Raw genomic sequence first — 15,716 nt, 5'->3', positions numbered from 1 at the left:
ATAATGCAAAAAAAACCGGAACTGTCACAGGCTGTGCGTTCCGGGTTTTTATTATTAAAGCGATGAATAATTAATTATTCATCATCTTTTTTTGGTTTGGCTTTAGCTTTACTTTTAGCTGGCGCTTTTTTAGCTGCAGCTTTCTTTTTAGGCGCAGCTTTTTTCTTAGCCTCTTCTACCCATTTACCACCCTCGTAATGGGCCGTCCAACCAGTTGCTTTACCATCAACTTCAGTCATCACATATTGGACTTTGTTTTTACGACTGTAACGCACAACAGCAAGGTTGCCATCAGGATCTTTGGCTGGTGCATCAGCTAGGTAGTAAAACTTAGGCGAAATACGATCTCTAAAGCGTTGTAACTCTTCTACTTTAGGAGCACGTGTTTCTCGTGATTTAGGGAACGTATTTGCTGCTAAGAAAATACCAGCCGCGCCATCACGTAATACAAAATACGCTTCAGACTTTTCACATTCTAATTCAGGAATATGAACTGGATCTTCTTTTGGTGGCGCAGCTTCACCATTTTTTAACAACTTACGTGTATTTTTACATTCATCGTTGTTACAACCAAAATACTTACCAAATCGGCCTGATTTTAATTCCATATCAGCGCCACATTTATCACATTCGATAATAGGGCCGTCGTAGCCTTTAATTTTAAAGGTACCCTCTTCAACAACATGCCCCTGACATGCTGGGTTATTACCACACACATGCAATTTACGGGTTTCATCGATAAGGTATGAATCCATCGCTGTTTCACAAATAGGACAGCGCTTCATTTGCATTAATGTTTCTGTCTCAACGTCTTCAACATCAGCTGCAACCGCTTCATCACCCGACACTAAATTCATAGTGGTAGTACAGCGCTCTTTAGGTGGCAGGTTATAACCTGTACAGCCTAAGAATACGCCCGTTGAAGCAGTACGAATGCCCATTTTTCTGCCACAGGTTGGACAGTCAATATCGGTTTCTACCATTTGATTAAGACGCATGCCGCCTTCATCTGGTTCGCCTTTAGCAATGTTTAACTGGGTTGAAAAATCGGCATAAAACTTATCGAGAACTTGCGTCCAAACACGCTCGCCTTCGGCGATATCATCTAAACGACCTTCCATTTTAGCGGTAAAGTCAAAGTTCATTAAATCTGTAAAGTTTTCAACTAGGCGATCGGTAACAATTTCACCCATTTTTTCAGCAAAAAAGCGACGATTCTCTACTCGTACATAACCACGATCTTGTATTGTCGAAATAATAGACGCGTAAGTTGAAGGACGGCCAATGCCACGTTTTTCAAGTTCTTTAACTAAGCTCGCTTCACTAAAACGTGCTGGCGGCTTGGTAAAATGCTGCTTAGGATCAAGCTCAACTAAGGTGAGAACTTCACCTTGCTTAACAGCAGGAAGTGATTGATCTTCTTCGTTCTTTTTACGCACTGCTGGCTGTACTTTTGTCCAACCGTCAAAGCGAAGCACACGGCCTTTTGCCTTTAATGTGAAATCATTGGCGGCAACGGTTAATGTGGTTAAGTCGTATTCAGCAGGCACCATTTGACAAGCCACGAACTGACGCCAGATAAGCTCATAAAGCTTTTTAGCATCGGCATCAACACCTTCAACATGCCCTGAAAGTACCGATACGCTAGAAGGACGAATCGCTTCGTGCGCCTCTTGTGCATTGCCTTTTGAGCTATAGTTAATTGGATCAGCAGGTAAATATTTTGCACCAAACTCATTGGTTACATACTCACGACACATCTCAACCGCATCTTTTGATAGATTAGTTGAATCGGTACGCATATAGGTAATATAACCACCTTCATATAGGCGCTGCGCAAGCATCATGGTCTTTTTAACGCCATAACCGAGTCGAGTACTGGCGGCTTGTTGCATGGTTGAAGTAATAAATGGCGCACTTGGGCGACTCTTACTTGGTTTTTCTTCAACGCTTACAACTTTATATTCGGCATTCTCAAGGCTTTTAACTGCTGCTGTAGCTTGTGCCTCATTTACAGGCTTAAATGGCTTGTCTGCTTGTTTAGTGACTTCTAAACGTAAGTCTGACTCGCTATTTTTAACGTCTGCATGAATATCCCAGAACTCTTCAGGAATAAACGCTTTAATTTCACGTTCGCGTTCTACCAATAAACGCACTGCAACAGATTGAACTCGTCCTGCAGATAAACCTCGTGCAACTTTGGCCCACAATAAAGGCGAGACCATAAAACCAACAACGCGGTCTAAGAAACGACGAGTCTGCTGTGCAAAAACCATATCGGTGTTTAATTCACCCGGAGTTTCAAACGCTTGTTGTATTGCATTTTTAGTGATTTCGTTAAACACAACGCGCTTATACTTTTCAGGTTCGCCACCAATGATTTCTTGAAGATGCCAAGCAATTGCTTCCCCTTCTCTATCCAAATCCGTTGCGAGATAGATTTGATCAGCATTTTGGGCAAGCTTTTGTAATTCTTGAACAACCTTTTCTTTACCCGGCAATACTTCGTAATGTGGCTCCCACCCTTTTTCGGGATCAATGCCCATACGCGCGACTAAGTTAGAATAGTCACGTTGCTGTTTATACGCTGCTTTCTCATCAGGTGGCATTTTACGAACCTCAGCAGGTGTTTTGCTTGCTGGTACTTTGTTTTTGCCTGATCCTGATGTAGGTAAATCTCGTACGTGCCCAATACTGGACTTCACGATAAAATCATTACCTAAGTATTTATTAATTGTTTTAGCCTTAGCAGGTGACTCTACAATTACTAGCGATTTGCCCATAGTTGCCTATTTCTAACCTAGTTTTTTAAATGTGTTTAGCCGACTCATGCGGCGCGAATATTTATAGGTATATCTACAAACACTAGTTCTTACAAGCTTTTAATACAAACTTTTCAGTATTTACTGAATAAACAAACAATTTCTGTTGTTAATTTAAACAAACCAGCGTTTTTTGAATAATTGATGTGGAATATATAGAATAGAAACAAAAATGCCAACCTTATTGGTTGGCATTTTTTATCCTTCACATATTTTAAACCTTAGATTCGTCTAAAATCGACATCACGGTATATTGTGTTTTTACACCACCAGGCGTTTCAAACTCAATGTATAAAAACCCAGAATCAACATCATTTGGCTCAGCCTCTTTAGTAATATTAACTGAGACAGAGATTGGCGTTTTTTGTGCAGTATTAACCACGGTGTAATCTGTTAACCCTCTTAATACACCATTGTCGGCAGTAACGCTCACTGTAGTACCCGCAGGCAGTGGATTATTATGAATGTCACTGAAGAAAATAGTCACTGAAATCGCGCTGTAAGGTGTTGAATTGCTGATATCAATAAGGTTTATGTCGCACATACCTGCCATATCAGAAGCTTCTAAGCGAATACCATCACTTAAACTACAGTTATTTAAAGCCGTTACAGCTCTTATGTAAGGTGTACTACCTGACATAACTAACTCTGAACGAGCGCGCACATTTACTGTTTCGCGGGTACATGCATTTGCAGCTAGGGCTTCATCACTACATAATAAGCCATTGTATATACCATCACCACTGTCATACTGGCCATTATCTTGTGCACCTGAGCGTTCCACGTACCACTCATCTTCACCACCATTAGAATCCACAGGATTTGTTGGGGCTGGTAAATTCCCATCAAACACCCCATTTTCATTAAAATCTATAAAAGCTTCAGGTAAATCTTGTAAAGTTGAGTCAAACTCGTTTTGATTAAATTCACCGTTGGCAGATACATCATTAAATGACTCTTCACCCACAGAATAAGCAAGCAAACTAACACGCCCACCAAGTGGATAATCAATTGGCGCGTTATTAGGCGCATCAGTTAGCGCAATTGGATCGCCATTGCTATCTAAATAATTAATTAAGTTACCATTTGCGTCGAGTTGTGATTCTCTGATACCTAAAGTACAAGGTGCAGATTGTCCAAAATAACGGTCGCATTTATCTGCAACAGAATTATTGTAAATGCTGTAATGGTATGGAATTGGGTTTTGACTACGCCACTGAGCTTTACACACACCGTCTATGGTGCGACAAAGTAATAAAGGTGTAAATTGTTCATCATCAATAGTGCCAACTGCACCACCTTCACTGGCAATATAAATTGCCGTGTTATCTGGTACAAAATTATTAAAATGATCGGCTGCAAATACGGTTAAGTCTGTAGTCACCCCAGCTTCGTTTAATGACTCGGTATTAAAGGTTTGCACTGCAAGCGTGAAACTATCCTGATCTGGAACACCAGTCGTAATAGTAATGTCATTAGAGACAATAGAGATCACACTATTTTGTGAGGTATCGCTACTGTCAATCTGATGTGAGGCAATCACAGATAAAATACCAGCAGCTTTTCCTGAGCGAACGTTTACAGTCACTAAACCTTCATTGTTAGTAAATTGAAATGCGCTATCTAATAAAGCACCACCGGGGTTTTGTGAAAGTGCAAAATCAATTTGCTTTTGACCCACTGGATTTCCATTTACATCTAAGAGCTTAAAGGTGAGCTCTGAATTTTCAGTCAAGGTTTGACCGCCCGCTCCTTTAATAGCTAATACTTGATTAGTCCCCCCCATAAACGCAATTGAACCTGTTTGAGCCGCAGCTACATTGATGTTTATGGTTTTTGTTGCAACATTACCACCTGTAACTACGGTCGCGGTAATCGTATCTATACCATTACAGCCATCAGCTTTGTATGTTGCACTTGCCGTACCACCGATACTCGTTACCACATTATCGATAGTGGCTCTGGGGGTAGATTCTTCTGCGCAAGCAGAAGTAAATTGCACTTCCAGCGGGGTAGTAAATACATTATTACTACCGTCTACAATCTGAGCCGTAATAATCGTGGTAGAGCCGGCAGATAGTACATCACCGGTAGCAATACCTGCGCTTAGATTTACATTTACTTGAACAGCGTTAATTTCAAATAAAGCACTCGCAACTCCGCCCTGTGCGGTTAATTCAACTTGGCCAACACCTGAGCTACTGCCAGGCAATAAATTCAAAATAGCCACACCAAACGCATCAGTTTTAGCCGTTAAGCTTTCAGGTAATAAAATGCCTAGCGTGGTTGTCGCTTGAACTAACACATTGCTGGCTGGCTTATTACTACCAGGTTTTGTGATTTTTGCATAAACAATCGCTTGCTGACCCAGTAAATTACTATTTTGCGAACAATCTGATGGATCAAGTTCAAAAGAATCTCTATCTATATTTAACCAACTATCAGGACAGTTTTGTAAGATTTTAATGTCAATATTTGCAGCATCGTCGTTAGATTGCGGCTCGTCACCGGCGGTATAAAAACCGAGCTTGCTTGTTGAGCCTTCGTAGCTTGCAACAATGGTTCCTGCTCCTTCAACACTGCCTGCACTGAGCTCTATAGTTGCAACACCACTTGTATTTGTTAATGCGCTTGCTGTAGCAGGTATGAAAGAACCAAGTGTTGTAGTAAAACTAACTTCTTGACGAACAACGGGTTGTCCATCACTGTCAGTTACAGTCGCAACGACCTCAAGCGGATTGTTAGCGGTAACGATACGATCTTCAAAATTAAGTTCAACTTGGGTATCTAGTACGGCATTGTCGCCTCCAGTATCCCCACCAACGGTTCCTGTCTTCTCAAGTGAGCCACCACCGCCACAAGCGATGAGTAATGAGCTGAGCAATATAATGCTAAGCAAACGGGTTAAAGGCATATGTTTCTCCAATGCGCTATTACTAAGTTAAACTTATTTACTTAATGTTAACCTATAACTTAGTCTAAAATCTCAGTTTTTTACTTCTTTTTGCGATAAAAATTTTTAAAAAAGTTGACGTTTTTTCTGTAAAAAAAATTACATGCTGTTAGTCTATGCCAAATTTATAAAAAATAGATTGGAAATATGTCTAAAATCCGTTCGATGAGTTTAACTACTCGCATCATGATTGGTATGGTTCTTGGTGTTGCAGTAGGCTTTATATTTCAGGCTATATTAGCTGGTGAAGACGATTACCTAATCCCTCTTGGGTTATTCTCTTTGCCAATTAAAGCCTTTTTTGTTGATGGCCTTTTCCATGTAGGTGGACAAATATTTATAGCTAGCTTAAAAATGCTAGTTGTTCCCCTCGTCTTTGTGTCGCTTGTGTGCGGTACTTGTAGTTTAAGCGATCCTAAAAAATTAGGTCGTTTAGGTGGAAAATCGATTAGTCTATATTTGGTTACCACAGCGATCGCAATCACAGTAGCAATTTCACTGGCGTTACTATTTAACCCAGGTGAAGGGATTGGGCTACCTTCGCAAGCAAGCTACGACGCAAAAGAAGCGCCTACTTTAGCTCGCGTTATTATTGATATGTTCCCAACCAATCCATTTGAAGCAATGGCCAAAGGAAATATGCTACAAGTTATTGTGTTTGCTTTATTATTTGGTATTGCAATGGCACTTAGCGGTAAAGCAGGCAAACGTGTAGCAACAGTATTTGAAGACTTGAACACCGTTATCTTAAAACTAGTTACTTTATTAATGAATATTGCTCCTTACGGCGTATTTTTCTTAATGGCTAAGTTATTTACTACCATCGAACTTAACTTAATTGTGAGCTTAGCTAAGTACTTTGGCGTGGTTGTTTTAGCCCTGTTATTACATGCATTCGTAAACTACACTCTGCTGCTAAAAATACTTACAGGCCTAAACCCGCTTACTTTCTTAGCTAAAATGAAACACACCTGTTTATTTGCTTTTAGTACCTCAAGTTCCAGCGCAACTATGCCTATCACCCTTGAGACTGCAACGAAGAAGCTAGGGGCTAATAACTCTGTCGCTTCATTTACTATACCTTTAGGCGCAACCATTAATATGGATGGCACTGCAATTATGCAAGGTGTGGCTACGGTATTTATTGCTCAAGTATTTAGTGTTGATTTAACTATTTCTGATTACTTAATGGTAATACTAACAGCAACGCTTGCCTCGGTTGGCACAGCGGGTGTTCCTGGCGTTGGTTTAATTATGCTGGCCATGGTACTTAACCAAGTAGGCCTACCGGTTGAAGGAATCGCAATTATAATAGGTGTTGATAGACTACTTGATATGACCCGAACCGCAGTAAATGTAACAGGCGACTGTATGGTAACCTGTGTTGTGGCTAAAAGTGAGGGTGAACTAGATGAAAGTATTTTCAACGACCCTAATGCAGCTAAAGATTTAGAAGACTATCACAAATCAATTGATTAACAGCTTCTATCTTAAGTTATAAAAAAAGCCTTGCTACTTCATTAAGTAACAAGGCTTTTTTATTATGTATAAGCTATGAAATTATTAAGGGTTTAACGCCTTAAATTTTGACATTAAACTCACTCCTGCCTTATTCACACCATGGCTGAGCCCTATTGCAAGCTTATCACTTAGCCCTTTTTTAATTTTATATTGCACCTTGTATATTTGATGCTGATGTTGCTGCTCTAGTAAGGCATCATCACTGGTTTTAATGGTATCAACTAAGCCTTTTTCAATCGCTTGGGTTGCAAACCAATGTTCACCCGTTGCCACTAAGTCCATATTCAAACTGGGACGCTGTGTGCTCACAAAGGTTTTAAATAACACATGGGTTTGCTCTATCTCTTCGCGAAATTTTTCACGGGCTTTATCGGTATTTTCACCAAAAAGTGTTAGCGTACGTTTAAATTCGCCCGCCGTAATTTGTTCAAAATCAATATCATTTTTCTTCAAGATTTTATTAAAGTTTGGAATTTGTGCAATCACACCAATAGAGCCAACAATTGCAAACGGCGCGGCAATAATATGATCTGCCACACAGGCCATCATGTAGCCACCACTAGCAGCAACTTTGTCTATTGATACGGTTAACTCAATACCAGCTGACTTAAAACGTTGTAGTTGTGATGCAGCTAACCCGTAGCCATGTACCACGCCACCACCACTTTCAAGACGAACTAGCACTTTATCTTTTTTAGGGTCCGCGATTGAAATAATCGCAGTCACTTCTTCGCGCAAACTTTCTACTTCATGCGCATCCATACTACCATTAAAATCAATAACGTAGAGTCGTGATTTAGGCTCATCTTTTTCAGCTTTTTTTTGCTCTAGTTTTTGTTGCTTTTGATAGGCTTTTAACTCTTTTTTACCTAGCGTATTATTTAAAAAACTTTCTTTTATATTGGTAAGTTGCTCCGATAAATCATCAATTTCAATCTCACCTTTTTTTGCTTTTGGCTTAACAGCCGAGCTTACAATTAAGGTTAAAATGACAGCGATAGCAATAACAAAGGTAATGGTTTTAGCAAAAAACAAACCGTACTCGTATAAAAATTCCAACTGTATTCTCCGTTTATAAATTTCAGTCAATTTAGCATGCTTTAAAGCAAAAAAAGCCACTTAACAGTGGCTTTTTAGACTTAATTGAGTGGTTGGCTACTAATTAGTCACAATATCAGTATCTGATACAGATAATAAACGTCCACGTGATACTAGGTAAGTTGCAATTTGCAATTGCATTTCTGCATTTGCTGCTGCGCTACCCGCTACTGTAGTCGACTGTCTTTCATCTTGCGCCGGTGTTAACACAGAGCCATGATGACCTGTGTTAAATTTAACTAAATAGCTAGAGCCCATCTCTGTTGGCGCTTGAGTTGTACTCACCGTTTCTAACCCCATAAAGTTAGCTAGAGGAACAGTACCTGCAATTGGATTGCTGGCAGTCATCGGCGGAATAACTTGGTCTGGCTTGTTATTCTCTGTGCCATCACCTACCACAACATTCATGTAAACAGGTGTTTCTAGTGCTTTAACCGTTGCAGCATAGTTAGTAGGATCGCCACTATCTAATGCTGTTTGTGCTGCAAATACAAACTGCGTCATTACGCCCTTTATATTAGCTAGTTTATCAGTTTCACCCGCCATAGTTAGCGATGCTGCAAACTCATTAAAGCCACAGCTCAAGAAGTCCTGCATGTCTGGTAACAAAGCACCACAGTTTGATAAAGCATCAGCGTTTAAGAATGCATTAAACTCATCAGCTTCAGCAGTTCCTGCTTGAGAAAGCACAGAACCTTGAATAAATGGTCCAAATGCTGCTGATTCTAACAAGAAGCTAGCAATACCACCGCCGCCGCTTGCTAATGCTACAGCGTTAACCTTAAATAATGGATCTACTTGTTCGGCTAATGGGCTATTCGTTTGTGCAATAAATGCAGGTGCTACAATTGAGCCTAGTGAATGGCCAATGTAAGATACATCAGTAGAATTTAGTGAACTGTCACCACTGAAATTTAAGCCTAAACGTAGACCAAGTAAGTCAGCACTTGACTGGCGTAAACTATCTCTGGCGACCAGTAAAGAGCTCAAGTTCATGTAGCTAAGTACAGAGCCTGTTGTTGCGTTAAAATCATCGTTACCGTCTACATCAACATCTACACCACGCTCACCATGACGAGGATGATCAATTGCAACTGTGGCAAAACCCTGTAATGAAAGCTGCGCTGTTAGTGTCAACATGCTTTCTTTTTGCGTGGTAATACCATGTTGCATAATAACTACAGGCCAACCACCTGCTGGCATAGCAGTAAATGGCTCTAAACCTAAACCTGAACGGTATGCATTAACAACCGGTAAAATCGGCTTGGTAATTTGTACTGGCACATTCGCCATGCTTTGCATTTTAGGAAGTGAGTTATATTTAGTTAAGTGTTTAGTGCTATCAAGCCCTAAATCACGAAGCTGTCCATCACTCAAAGCAGCACACATCGCATCGTTAGTGCTAATGGGATCGGTTGGGAACGCTTCACCAGCTTGCGCTTTGTAACCTAAAATAGCAACGGCACTGTCACACATACCTTGCCAGTAAGTATCATTTAGATCACTGATCTCTTTACCCGTAGGTGTACCTAAATACATAGGTAGCTGGATGCTGCCTTTTTGATATTGTGCAACTTGGAATATATCGGGCACGGTAACACCCTGCAATGCAAAAGCTTGTTGTACGTTAGCCATTGGCTGAGTTGGAATTTGCAACGCAGGGGTTGGAATTGTTGGCTCTGTTAGGCTTGCTGCTAAAACCTTTTTAATCGTGCCAAGCACTGGTCCTGCTGATTGCATTGTCATGGCAGCAGAAAAAATAATATCGTCTTTGGTAATATCACCAGAGCTAACCACTACGTTTTCGTAGCTATTAACAGCCCCTTGCAGCGCAAGTTGTGATGGCGTTACTAAAGGCGCTTCTTGTTTAACAGTGGCATAAGTTGAAGATGGTTCAATCGAGCGACCTTCTGAATCTTTCAGTCCAGTCGTTAACACATTAATGTATGAACTACCGGCTTTAAAAGGCTTAAGTGGGACAATAGCTACTGCGTCACCAGAAGCTTGGGTTACAAAGTCCACGCCAAAGGTCAATTCGCCTACTAATTTACATGCTGCACCGGCTGGTGCTTGCGAACATTCGGCATCAGTTAGGCTTGCACCCATGATAACTTCAAAAATACGTACAGAGCCTGGTGAAGCTGCAGACGTTTCATCAAGGCTAATGCCCGGTGGAAAGGTTAGATCAATTTTGAATGGCACTTGAGTAGACCAGCCATCAAGTGCTCCTATTGCTAGTTGCGGATCTGCATAGGCAGTTCTAGGGATAGAAACATTTTCGCTATTTAACTCCCCTGGAATATTTATAGTACCATCTAGGGTGCCACTCATTAATAAATCATTAGGAACCGAAATAACACCATTTGCAGGGTCAAATTTTACCGTCGCTTTGGGAATAACTGTAACTGAATTGTTTTTAACATCTTCTAACGTTTCTCCGCCGCCACAGCCTGCTAATGCAGCTGCAACTGAGAGCGAGAGTAGCATTTTTTTCATAGTGTTCTCCGCACAAATCTTATTTTTATAGTGTGTTTATAGTCAGTGTAATTAAGTTAATTTAATGTAGCTAGTATATTAATGAGACATTAGACCAGTTAAATCTAACTTAAAGTTTCTGGTTTCGCCACCTAAATTTGCAATAAATTCGATTACTTGTCGATTTGCTATGTTAAAATCAATAAAAATTTAAACATTGGTACTTTTATGCATACCTATCAAGCAACTGAAAACGCACTTAAAGACAAAATAATTTTGATCACAGGCGCAGGTGATGGGATTGGCCGTGTCGCAGCTATTACCTATGCAAAACATGGTGCAACCGTTATTTTATTAGGAAAAACAACTAATAAATTAGAATGTGTGTATGACGAAATCATTAATGCTGGCTACCCGCAGCCCGCTATTGTGCCTATGGACATAAAAGGTGCAACTAAACAAAACTATCGTGATTTAGCTGCAACTATCGAGAGCCAATTTGGCCGCTTAGATGGACTATTAAATAACGCAGGTATTTTAGGTACTTTAGGGCCGTTAGAACATTTTTGTTCATCAACATTTGAAAATGTGATGAAAGTAAACGTCACCGCACAAGCGATGATCACTAAAGCACTATTCCCTGTAATGCGAAAGTCAAAGAATGCCTCTGTAGTATTTACTTCTTCGGGTGTGGGTCGCAAAGGAAGAGAGTTTTGGGGACCTTATGCAATTTCTAAATTTGCAGTAGAAGGTATGATGCAAACATGGGCGTGTGAAGTTGAAAAAACGCCGATTCGTGTAAACTGTATCAACCCAGGTGCAACCCGTACGTCAATGCGAGCAAGCGCATTCCCGGGCGAAGATCGAGATTTACTGGCGACACCTGAAGATCTAATGCCAACTTATCTGTACTTAATGAGCGATGACTCAAAAGATATAAATGGCCAATCGTTAGATGCACAAGCTAAAAAGTAATATTTAGTTTTAAACGTAAAAAGCCGCTGTAAAAAGCGGCTTTGTTGTTTTATGCTTTGATTACTTACGTTTAGTCGGTTTTACACGTTGATTATGCTTTTTAACCGCCTTACGAATTTGATTTATTTTAGCGCGCTTATCTTTGCGTTTTTCAGGGATAACCGACAGCTTAGTTTGCGTTTCTTTACCAAGTTTAACTGTTTTACGTAAATAGTTAACTGTGTCTAAATCGTACTCAATCCAACCACCTTGTGGTACACGCTTATCAAGCTCTAATTTACCGTAGCGTATACGAATTAGGCGTGATACTTCCACATCTTGTGATTGCCATAGACGACGAACTTCTCGATTACGACCTTCATTAAGTGTTACGTTGTACCAGCGGTTAATTCCTTCACCGCCCATAGGCTTTATGCCGGTAAATTTAGCCGGACCATCTTCAAGCTCTACACCGCGAAGTAAGTTTTTCATCGTTTCGTCAGTCACTTCACCAAATACACGAGCTGAGTATTCGCGTTCAACTTCGTAACTCGGGTGCATTAAGCGATTCGCTAATTCACCGTCATTAGTAAAAAGCATTAGCCCTGACGTATTCACATCTAATCGCCCTACCGCTATCCAGCGGTCACCATCAATACGGGGTAAACGATCAAATACAGTTCTACGCCCTTCAGGATCTTTACGGGTGCTTAGTTCACCTTCAGGCTTGTTGTACATAATCACACGACAAATTCTGTCAGCTTTTTCTTCAATTTTAACAGTGTGACCGTCCACACGAATCAAATCGGTTTCTTCAACCCTGTCACCTAATTTCGCCACTTTACCATTTACACTCACGCGGTTAGCGTCGATGTATTTTTCCATTTCACGGCGTGAACCTACCCCTGCACGGGCTAGGACTTTTTGTAACTTTTCACCTTGTATACTCATTTGGATGGTTCTCTCACAGAAGGATCACTTAATAACTGGGTAATTTTACTTTGCTGTTGCTCTGGCAATGCGGGTAAATCATGAAGTCCCGTTATCGAAAAATAATCTAAAAATTGTTTAGTCGTTGCATAAAGTGCCGGTTTACCGGGTACTTCTTTATGCCCAACTACTTTAACCCACTCTCTTTCAAGCAGGGTTTTAATAATATTTGAGCCAGTTGCTACACCCCGTACTTGCTCAATTTCACCACGAGTAATGGGTTGTTTATAGGCAATTAGCGACAGGGTTTCGAGTAAAGCTCTCGAGTACTTAGGCGCACGTTCTTGCCATAAATTACTCAACCATGGGCTTAAACTACTGCACGCTTGAAAACGATAGCCACTCCCTACCTCAACTAAACGTATTCCACGCGTCTGATAGTGAATTTGAATGGCCTCTACAGCATCATTAATGCGCGCCATAGAAATTGCTAAGTCGTTTAAAACCATGTCCTTAAGATGACGTTTTGATACGGGCTTGTCTGCCACGAAAATCGCCGCTTCAATGATTTCAATTAATTGTTCATCACTAATTCGCCGACCAACCATAATCACTCTAAAGTTAATAAAAACACACAGCCATCTATTATGACAGAACAACGGCAAACTAGGAAAACATATTAATAAAATAACATTTTATAGGTATAAAAAAAGCCAGTGAAAAACACTGGCTTGGTATCAAGTGTATTTAATAATGTGATTTAGCTATTTTTAAATTGCTCAAGTGCATCGTCTTCTGCAACAGAATCACCATGCTTTTGGATATAGCTATTAAACTCTTTTTTACTTACTCGTTTATCTTTATTGCTGTCCATGTAGCCAAAGTGATTTGAAATATCATCATCGTCAGCTTCAGTAACTGAAATAAAGCCGTTGCTGTCATTATCTAAGCTTTTGAAGTCATTTTCTATTTTATCAAACTTCGCAATATCAGCTTTAAATGCAGACTCACTTACTTCACTATCAGTTGCAACTTTACCAGCATTTAGCTGCATATAAGCGTCATATTCAGTACGACTTATTTGATTATCTATATTTGTATCTATATTTGAAAAGTGTTGCCAAATACTATCATCGTCAGCTTCAGTTTTTGAGATAAAACCATCGCTATCGTTATCTAAGCTTGCAAAATCACTGTCAATTTTTTCTAAACCCTGATTTGAAGAACATGCAGCTAAGCTCAATGCGGCTAAAATAGTAGAAGCTATCGTTAATTTTTTCATTAGACGTATCCTTGTAAATTAATAAATTTCAACTCAAATGATACAAATACGATGCCAGAATTATAACCCAATAAAAACAACAACTTAAAAAACACTCTTGTGCTGCGATATTCGATAATGCAATTTTTGCAAACTACTGTGGTAATTTTTGCAAAAAAAAGCTCGGTAAGAACCGAGCTATTTATATCAAATACGGTAATTTAGATTGCAGCGTCTTGGTAACGCTTTACAAAATCAGTTACGTTTTGGCCATTACACTTTAATGTGTTTAAGTTGCCAATTTGCTTACGTACTGGTTGTAAGCCTTGCTTTAATGCAGTCATACATAACTGTGTTTCTTGATGTGAATCTTTTGCAAATACTTCAACTTTAGATGAAGCGACTTGAACCGCTGATTCTTTTTTAGCTATATCGCGGATATCTTGACCATTACATAGGATACTTTTTGAATAACGCGATAAGTACATACCATGCTTTGCAGCCATTTTACGTGCAGCTGAAAAACCTTCATTGGCGCTTACTACACACAAGTTAGACTCTAATTTGTTGTCTTTGCTAAAGTATGTATTGCTTTGTGCAGAAGCAGTAACAGAAACAAAAAGAGAGGCAGCTAAAAGTAATTGAGTTTTCATCAGGGGTAGTCCTATTTGAACGAGTTAAACAAACGATTTCTGCGCATTATATAGACAACTTTTAACATATCAATTGAATATTTTATTTATTTTGTTATTTAATAATGCATTTACAATGTTTAAACATTAAGCAGTAATTGAGCAACAATTGTGCAGTTATTTTCTCATTTCAGTCATGTTATGTCGCTCTAAATGCTGATACAATTTAGCTAACAATGAAAATAAGTTTGAAGGTTAACTTTATGAAAGTGATTTCTTTTAATATCAATGGCCTGCGCGCTCGTCTACACCAGTTACAAGCTATTATTGATAAACACCAGCCAGATATTATCGGTCTTCAAGAGATCAAGGTACACGATGAAGCGTTTCCGCTAGATGATGTACAAAAGATGGGTTACCACGTTTATTTTCATGGGCAAAAAGCCCATTACGGTGTGGCAATGTTATGCAAAAAAGAGCCTAAATCGGTATTAAAAGGCTTCACTACCGACACCGATGAGTCGCAAAAGCGGATGATTAGCGTCACTGTAGAACAAGAAAATCGCCGTGACTTACATGTAATGAATGGCTATTTCCCACAAGGCGATAACATTAATCACGAAACTAAGTTCCCCTACAAACGTCAATTTTATCAAGATTTAATGACTCATCTAAATAGCCATTTCACTCCTGACCAAGATGTAATTGTTATGGGTGACATTAATATCTCCCCTACCGATTTAGATATTGGTATTGGTGAAGTAAACGCAAAACGTTGGTTAAAAACGGGTAAATGTTCATTTCAACCTGTTGAACGTGAGTGGCTTGCTACCTTATTAAATTGGGGCTTTAAAGACACCTTTAGAGAACAAAACCCAGAAATTAACGACCAATACTCCTGGTTTGACTATCGTTCAAAAGGATTTGTTGATAACCGCGGTCTACGAATTGATGTGGTACTGGCAACGCATGACTTAGCGGCTCGTTGTATCGACACAGGCATAGATTATGAACTGCGTGCTATCGATAAACCTTCAGATCATGCGCCTATTTGGTCAGAGTTTAATTAA

The 15,716-nt window shown here is 39.7% G+C and carries 11 protein-coding genes; 3 read left to right on the top strand and 8 right to left on the bottom strand.

The genetic code is table 11. The annotated features are described in order from the left end of the window. Positions 1 to 74 precede the first annotated feature (74 nt). Positions 75 to 2,783 carry a type I DNA topoisomerase gene (gene topA, locus AB8618_RS06540; RefSeq protein WP_013464804.1) on the bottom strand — a complete coding sequence of 903 codons (2,709 nt, stop codon included), beginning with the start codon at positions 2,781 to 2,783 and terminating at the stop codon, positions 75 to 77. Between the two features lie 253 nt (positions 2,784 to 3,036). Continuing rightward, positions 3,037 to 5,736 carry an Ig-like domain-containing protein gene (locus AB8618_RS06535; RefSeq protein ID WP_409425288.1) on the bottom strand — a complete coding sequence of 900 codons (2,700 nt, stop codon included), beginning with the start codon at positions 5,734 to 5,736 and terminating at the stop codon, positions 3,037 to 3,039. Positions 5,737 to 5,922: 186 nt separating this feature from the next. Here AB8618_RS06535 and AB8618_RS06530 point away from each other — a divergent pair, with 186 nt between their 5' ends. Next, positions 5,923 to 7,254 carry a dicarboxylate/amino acid:cation symporter gene (locus AB8618_RS06530; RefSeq protein WP_178955935.1) on the top strand — a complete coding sequence of 444 codons (1,332 nt, stop codon included), beginning with the start codon at positions 5,923 to 5,925 and terminating at the stop codon, positions 7,252 to 7,254. A gap of 84 nt (positions 7,255 to 7,338) precedes the next feature. Here AB8618_RS06530 and sohB read toward each other — a convergent pair whose 3' ends face one another. Then, the gene (gene sohB, locus AB8618_RS06525; protein ID WP_413401847.1) at positions 7,339 to 8,355 is read right to left on the bottom strand and encodes a protease SohB; all 1,017 of its coding nucleotides are present in this window, start codon (positions 8,353 to 8,355) and stop codon (positions 7,339 to 7,341) included. Between the two features lie 99 nt (positions 8,356 to 8,454). Further along, on the bottom strand, positions 8,455 to 10,890 hold the full coding sequence (locus tag AB8618_RS06520) for a VolA/Pla-1 family phospholipase (RefSeq protein WP_198523075.1): 2,436 nt from the start codon (positions 10,888 to 10,890) through the stop codon (positions 8,455 to 8,457). 207 nt (positions 10,891 to 11,097) lie between these two features. Here AB8618_RS06520 and AB8618_RS06515 point away from each other — a divergent pair, with 207 nt between their 5' ends. After that, positions 11,098 to 11,844: a YciK family oxidoreductase gene (locus AB8618_RS06515; RefSeq protein WP_413401844.1), complete on the top strand. Its 747-nt coding sequence runs from the start codon at positions 11,098 to 11,100 to the stop codon at positions 11,842 to 11,844. 60 nt (positions 11,845 to 11,904) lie between these two features. Here AB8618_RS06515 and rluB read toward each other — a convergent pair whose 3' ends face one another. The 4 genes from rluB to AB8618_RS06495 all read right to left on the bottom strand — a co-directional run bounded on the left by rluB (position 11,905) and on the right by AB8618_RS06495 (position 14,667). Continuing rightward, positions 11,905 to 12,774, bottom strand: coding sequence for a 23S rRNA pseudouridine(2605) synthase RluB (gene rluB, locus AB8618_RS06510; protein WP_008110001.1), 870 nt, complete (start codon positions 12,772 to 12,774; stop codon positions 11,905 to 11,907). After that, the gene (scpB, locus tag AB8618_RS06505) at positions 12,771 to 13,361 is read right to left on the bottom strand and encodes an SMC-Scp complex subunit ScpB (protein ID WP_413401842.1); all 591 of its coding nucleotides are present in this window, start codon (positions 13,359 to 13,361) and stop codon (positions 12,771 to 12,773) included. Before scpB ends, rluB begins: the two co-directional genes overlap by 4 nt. A gap of 152 nt (positions 13,362 to 13,513) precedes the next feature. Then, positions 13,514 to 14,035: an EF-hand domain-containing protein gene (locus tag AB8618_RS06500; RefSeq protein WP_413401840.1), complete on the bottom strand. Its 522-nt coding sequence runs from the start codon at positions 14,033 to 14,035 to the stop codon at positions 13,514 to 13,516. Positions 14,036 to 14,235: 200 nt separating this feature from the next. Beyond that, positions 14,236 to 14,667 (bottom strand): exonuclease III, encoded by a 432-nt coding sequence (locus AB8618_RS06495; protein ID WP_138604873.1) that lies wholly within the window; start codon positions 14,665 to 14,667, stop codon positions 14,236 to 14,238. 242 nt (positions 14,668 to 14,909) lie between these two features. Between AB8618_RS06495 and xthA the strand changes: the two genes are divergently transcribed. Further along, a complete protein-coding gene (xthA, locus tag AB8618_RS06490; RefSeq protein ID WP_413401838.1) occupies positions 14,910 to 15,716 on the top strand; it encodes an exodeoxyribonuclease III in 807 nt (268 codons plus the stop codon).

It is taken from the genome of Pseudoalteromonas sp. RW-H-Ap-1 (genome assembly GCF_048318575.1).
Lineage (GTDB): Bacteria > Pseudomonadota > Gammaproteobacteria > Enterobacterales > Alteromonadaceae > Pseudoalteromonas.
Note: the sequence above shows the minus strand (reverse complement) of the source record. Positions and strands in the feature narration are given on the sequence as shown.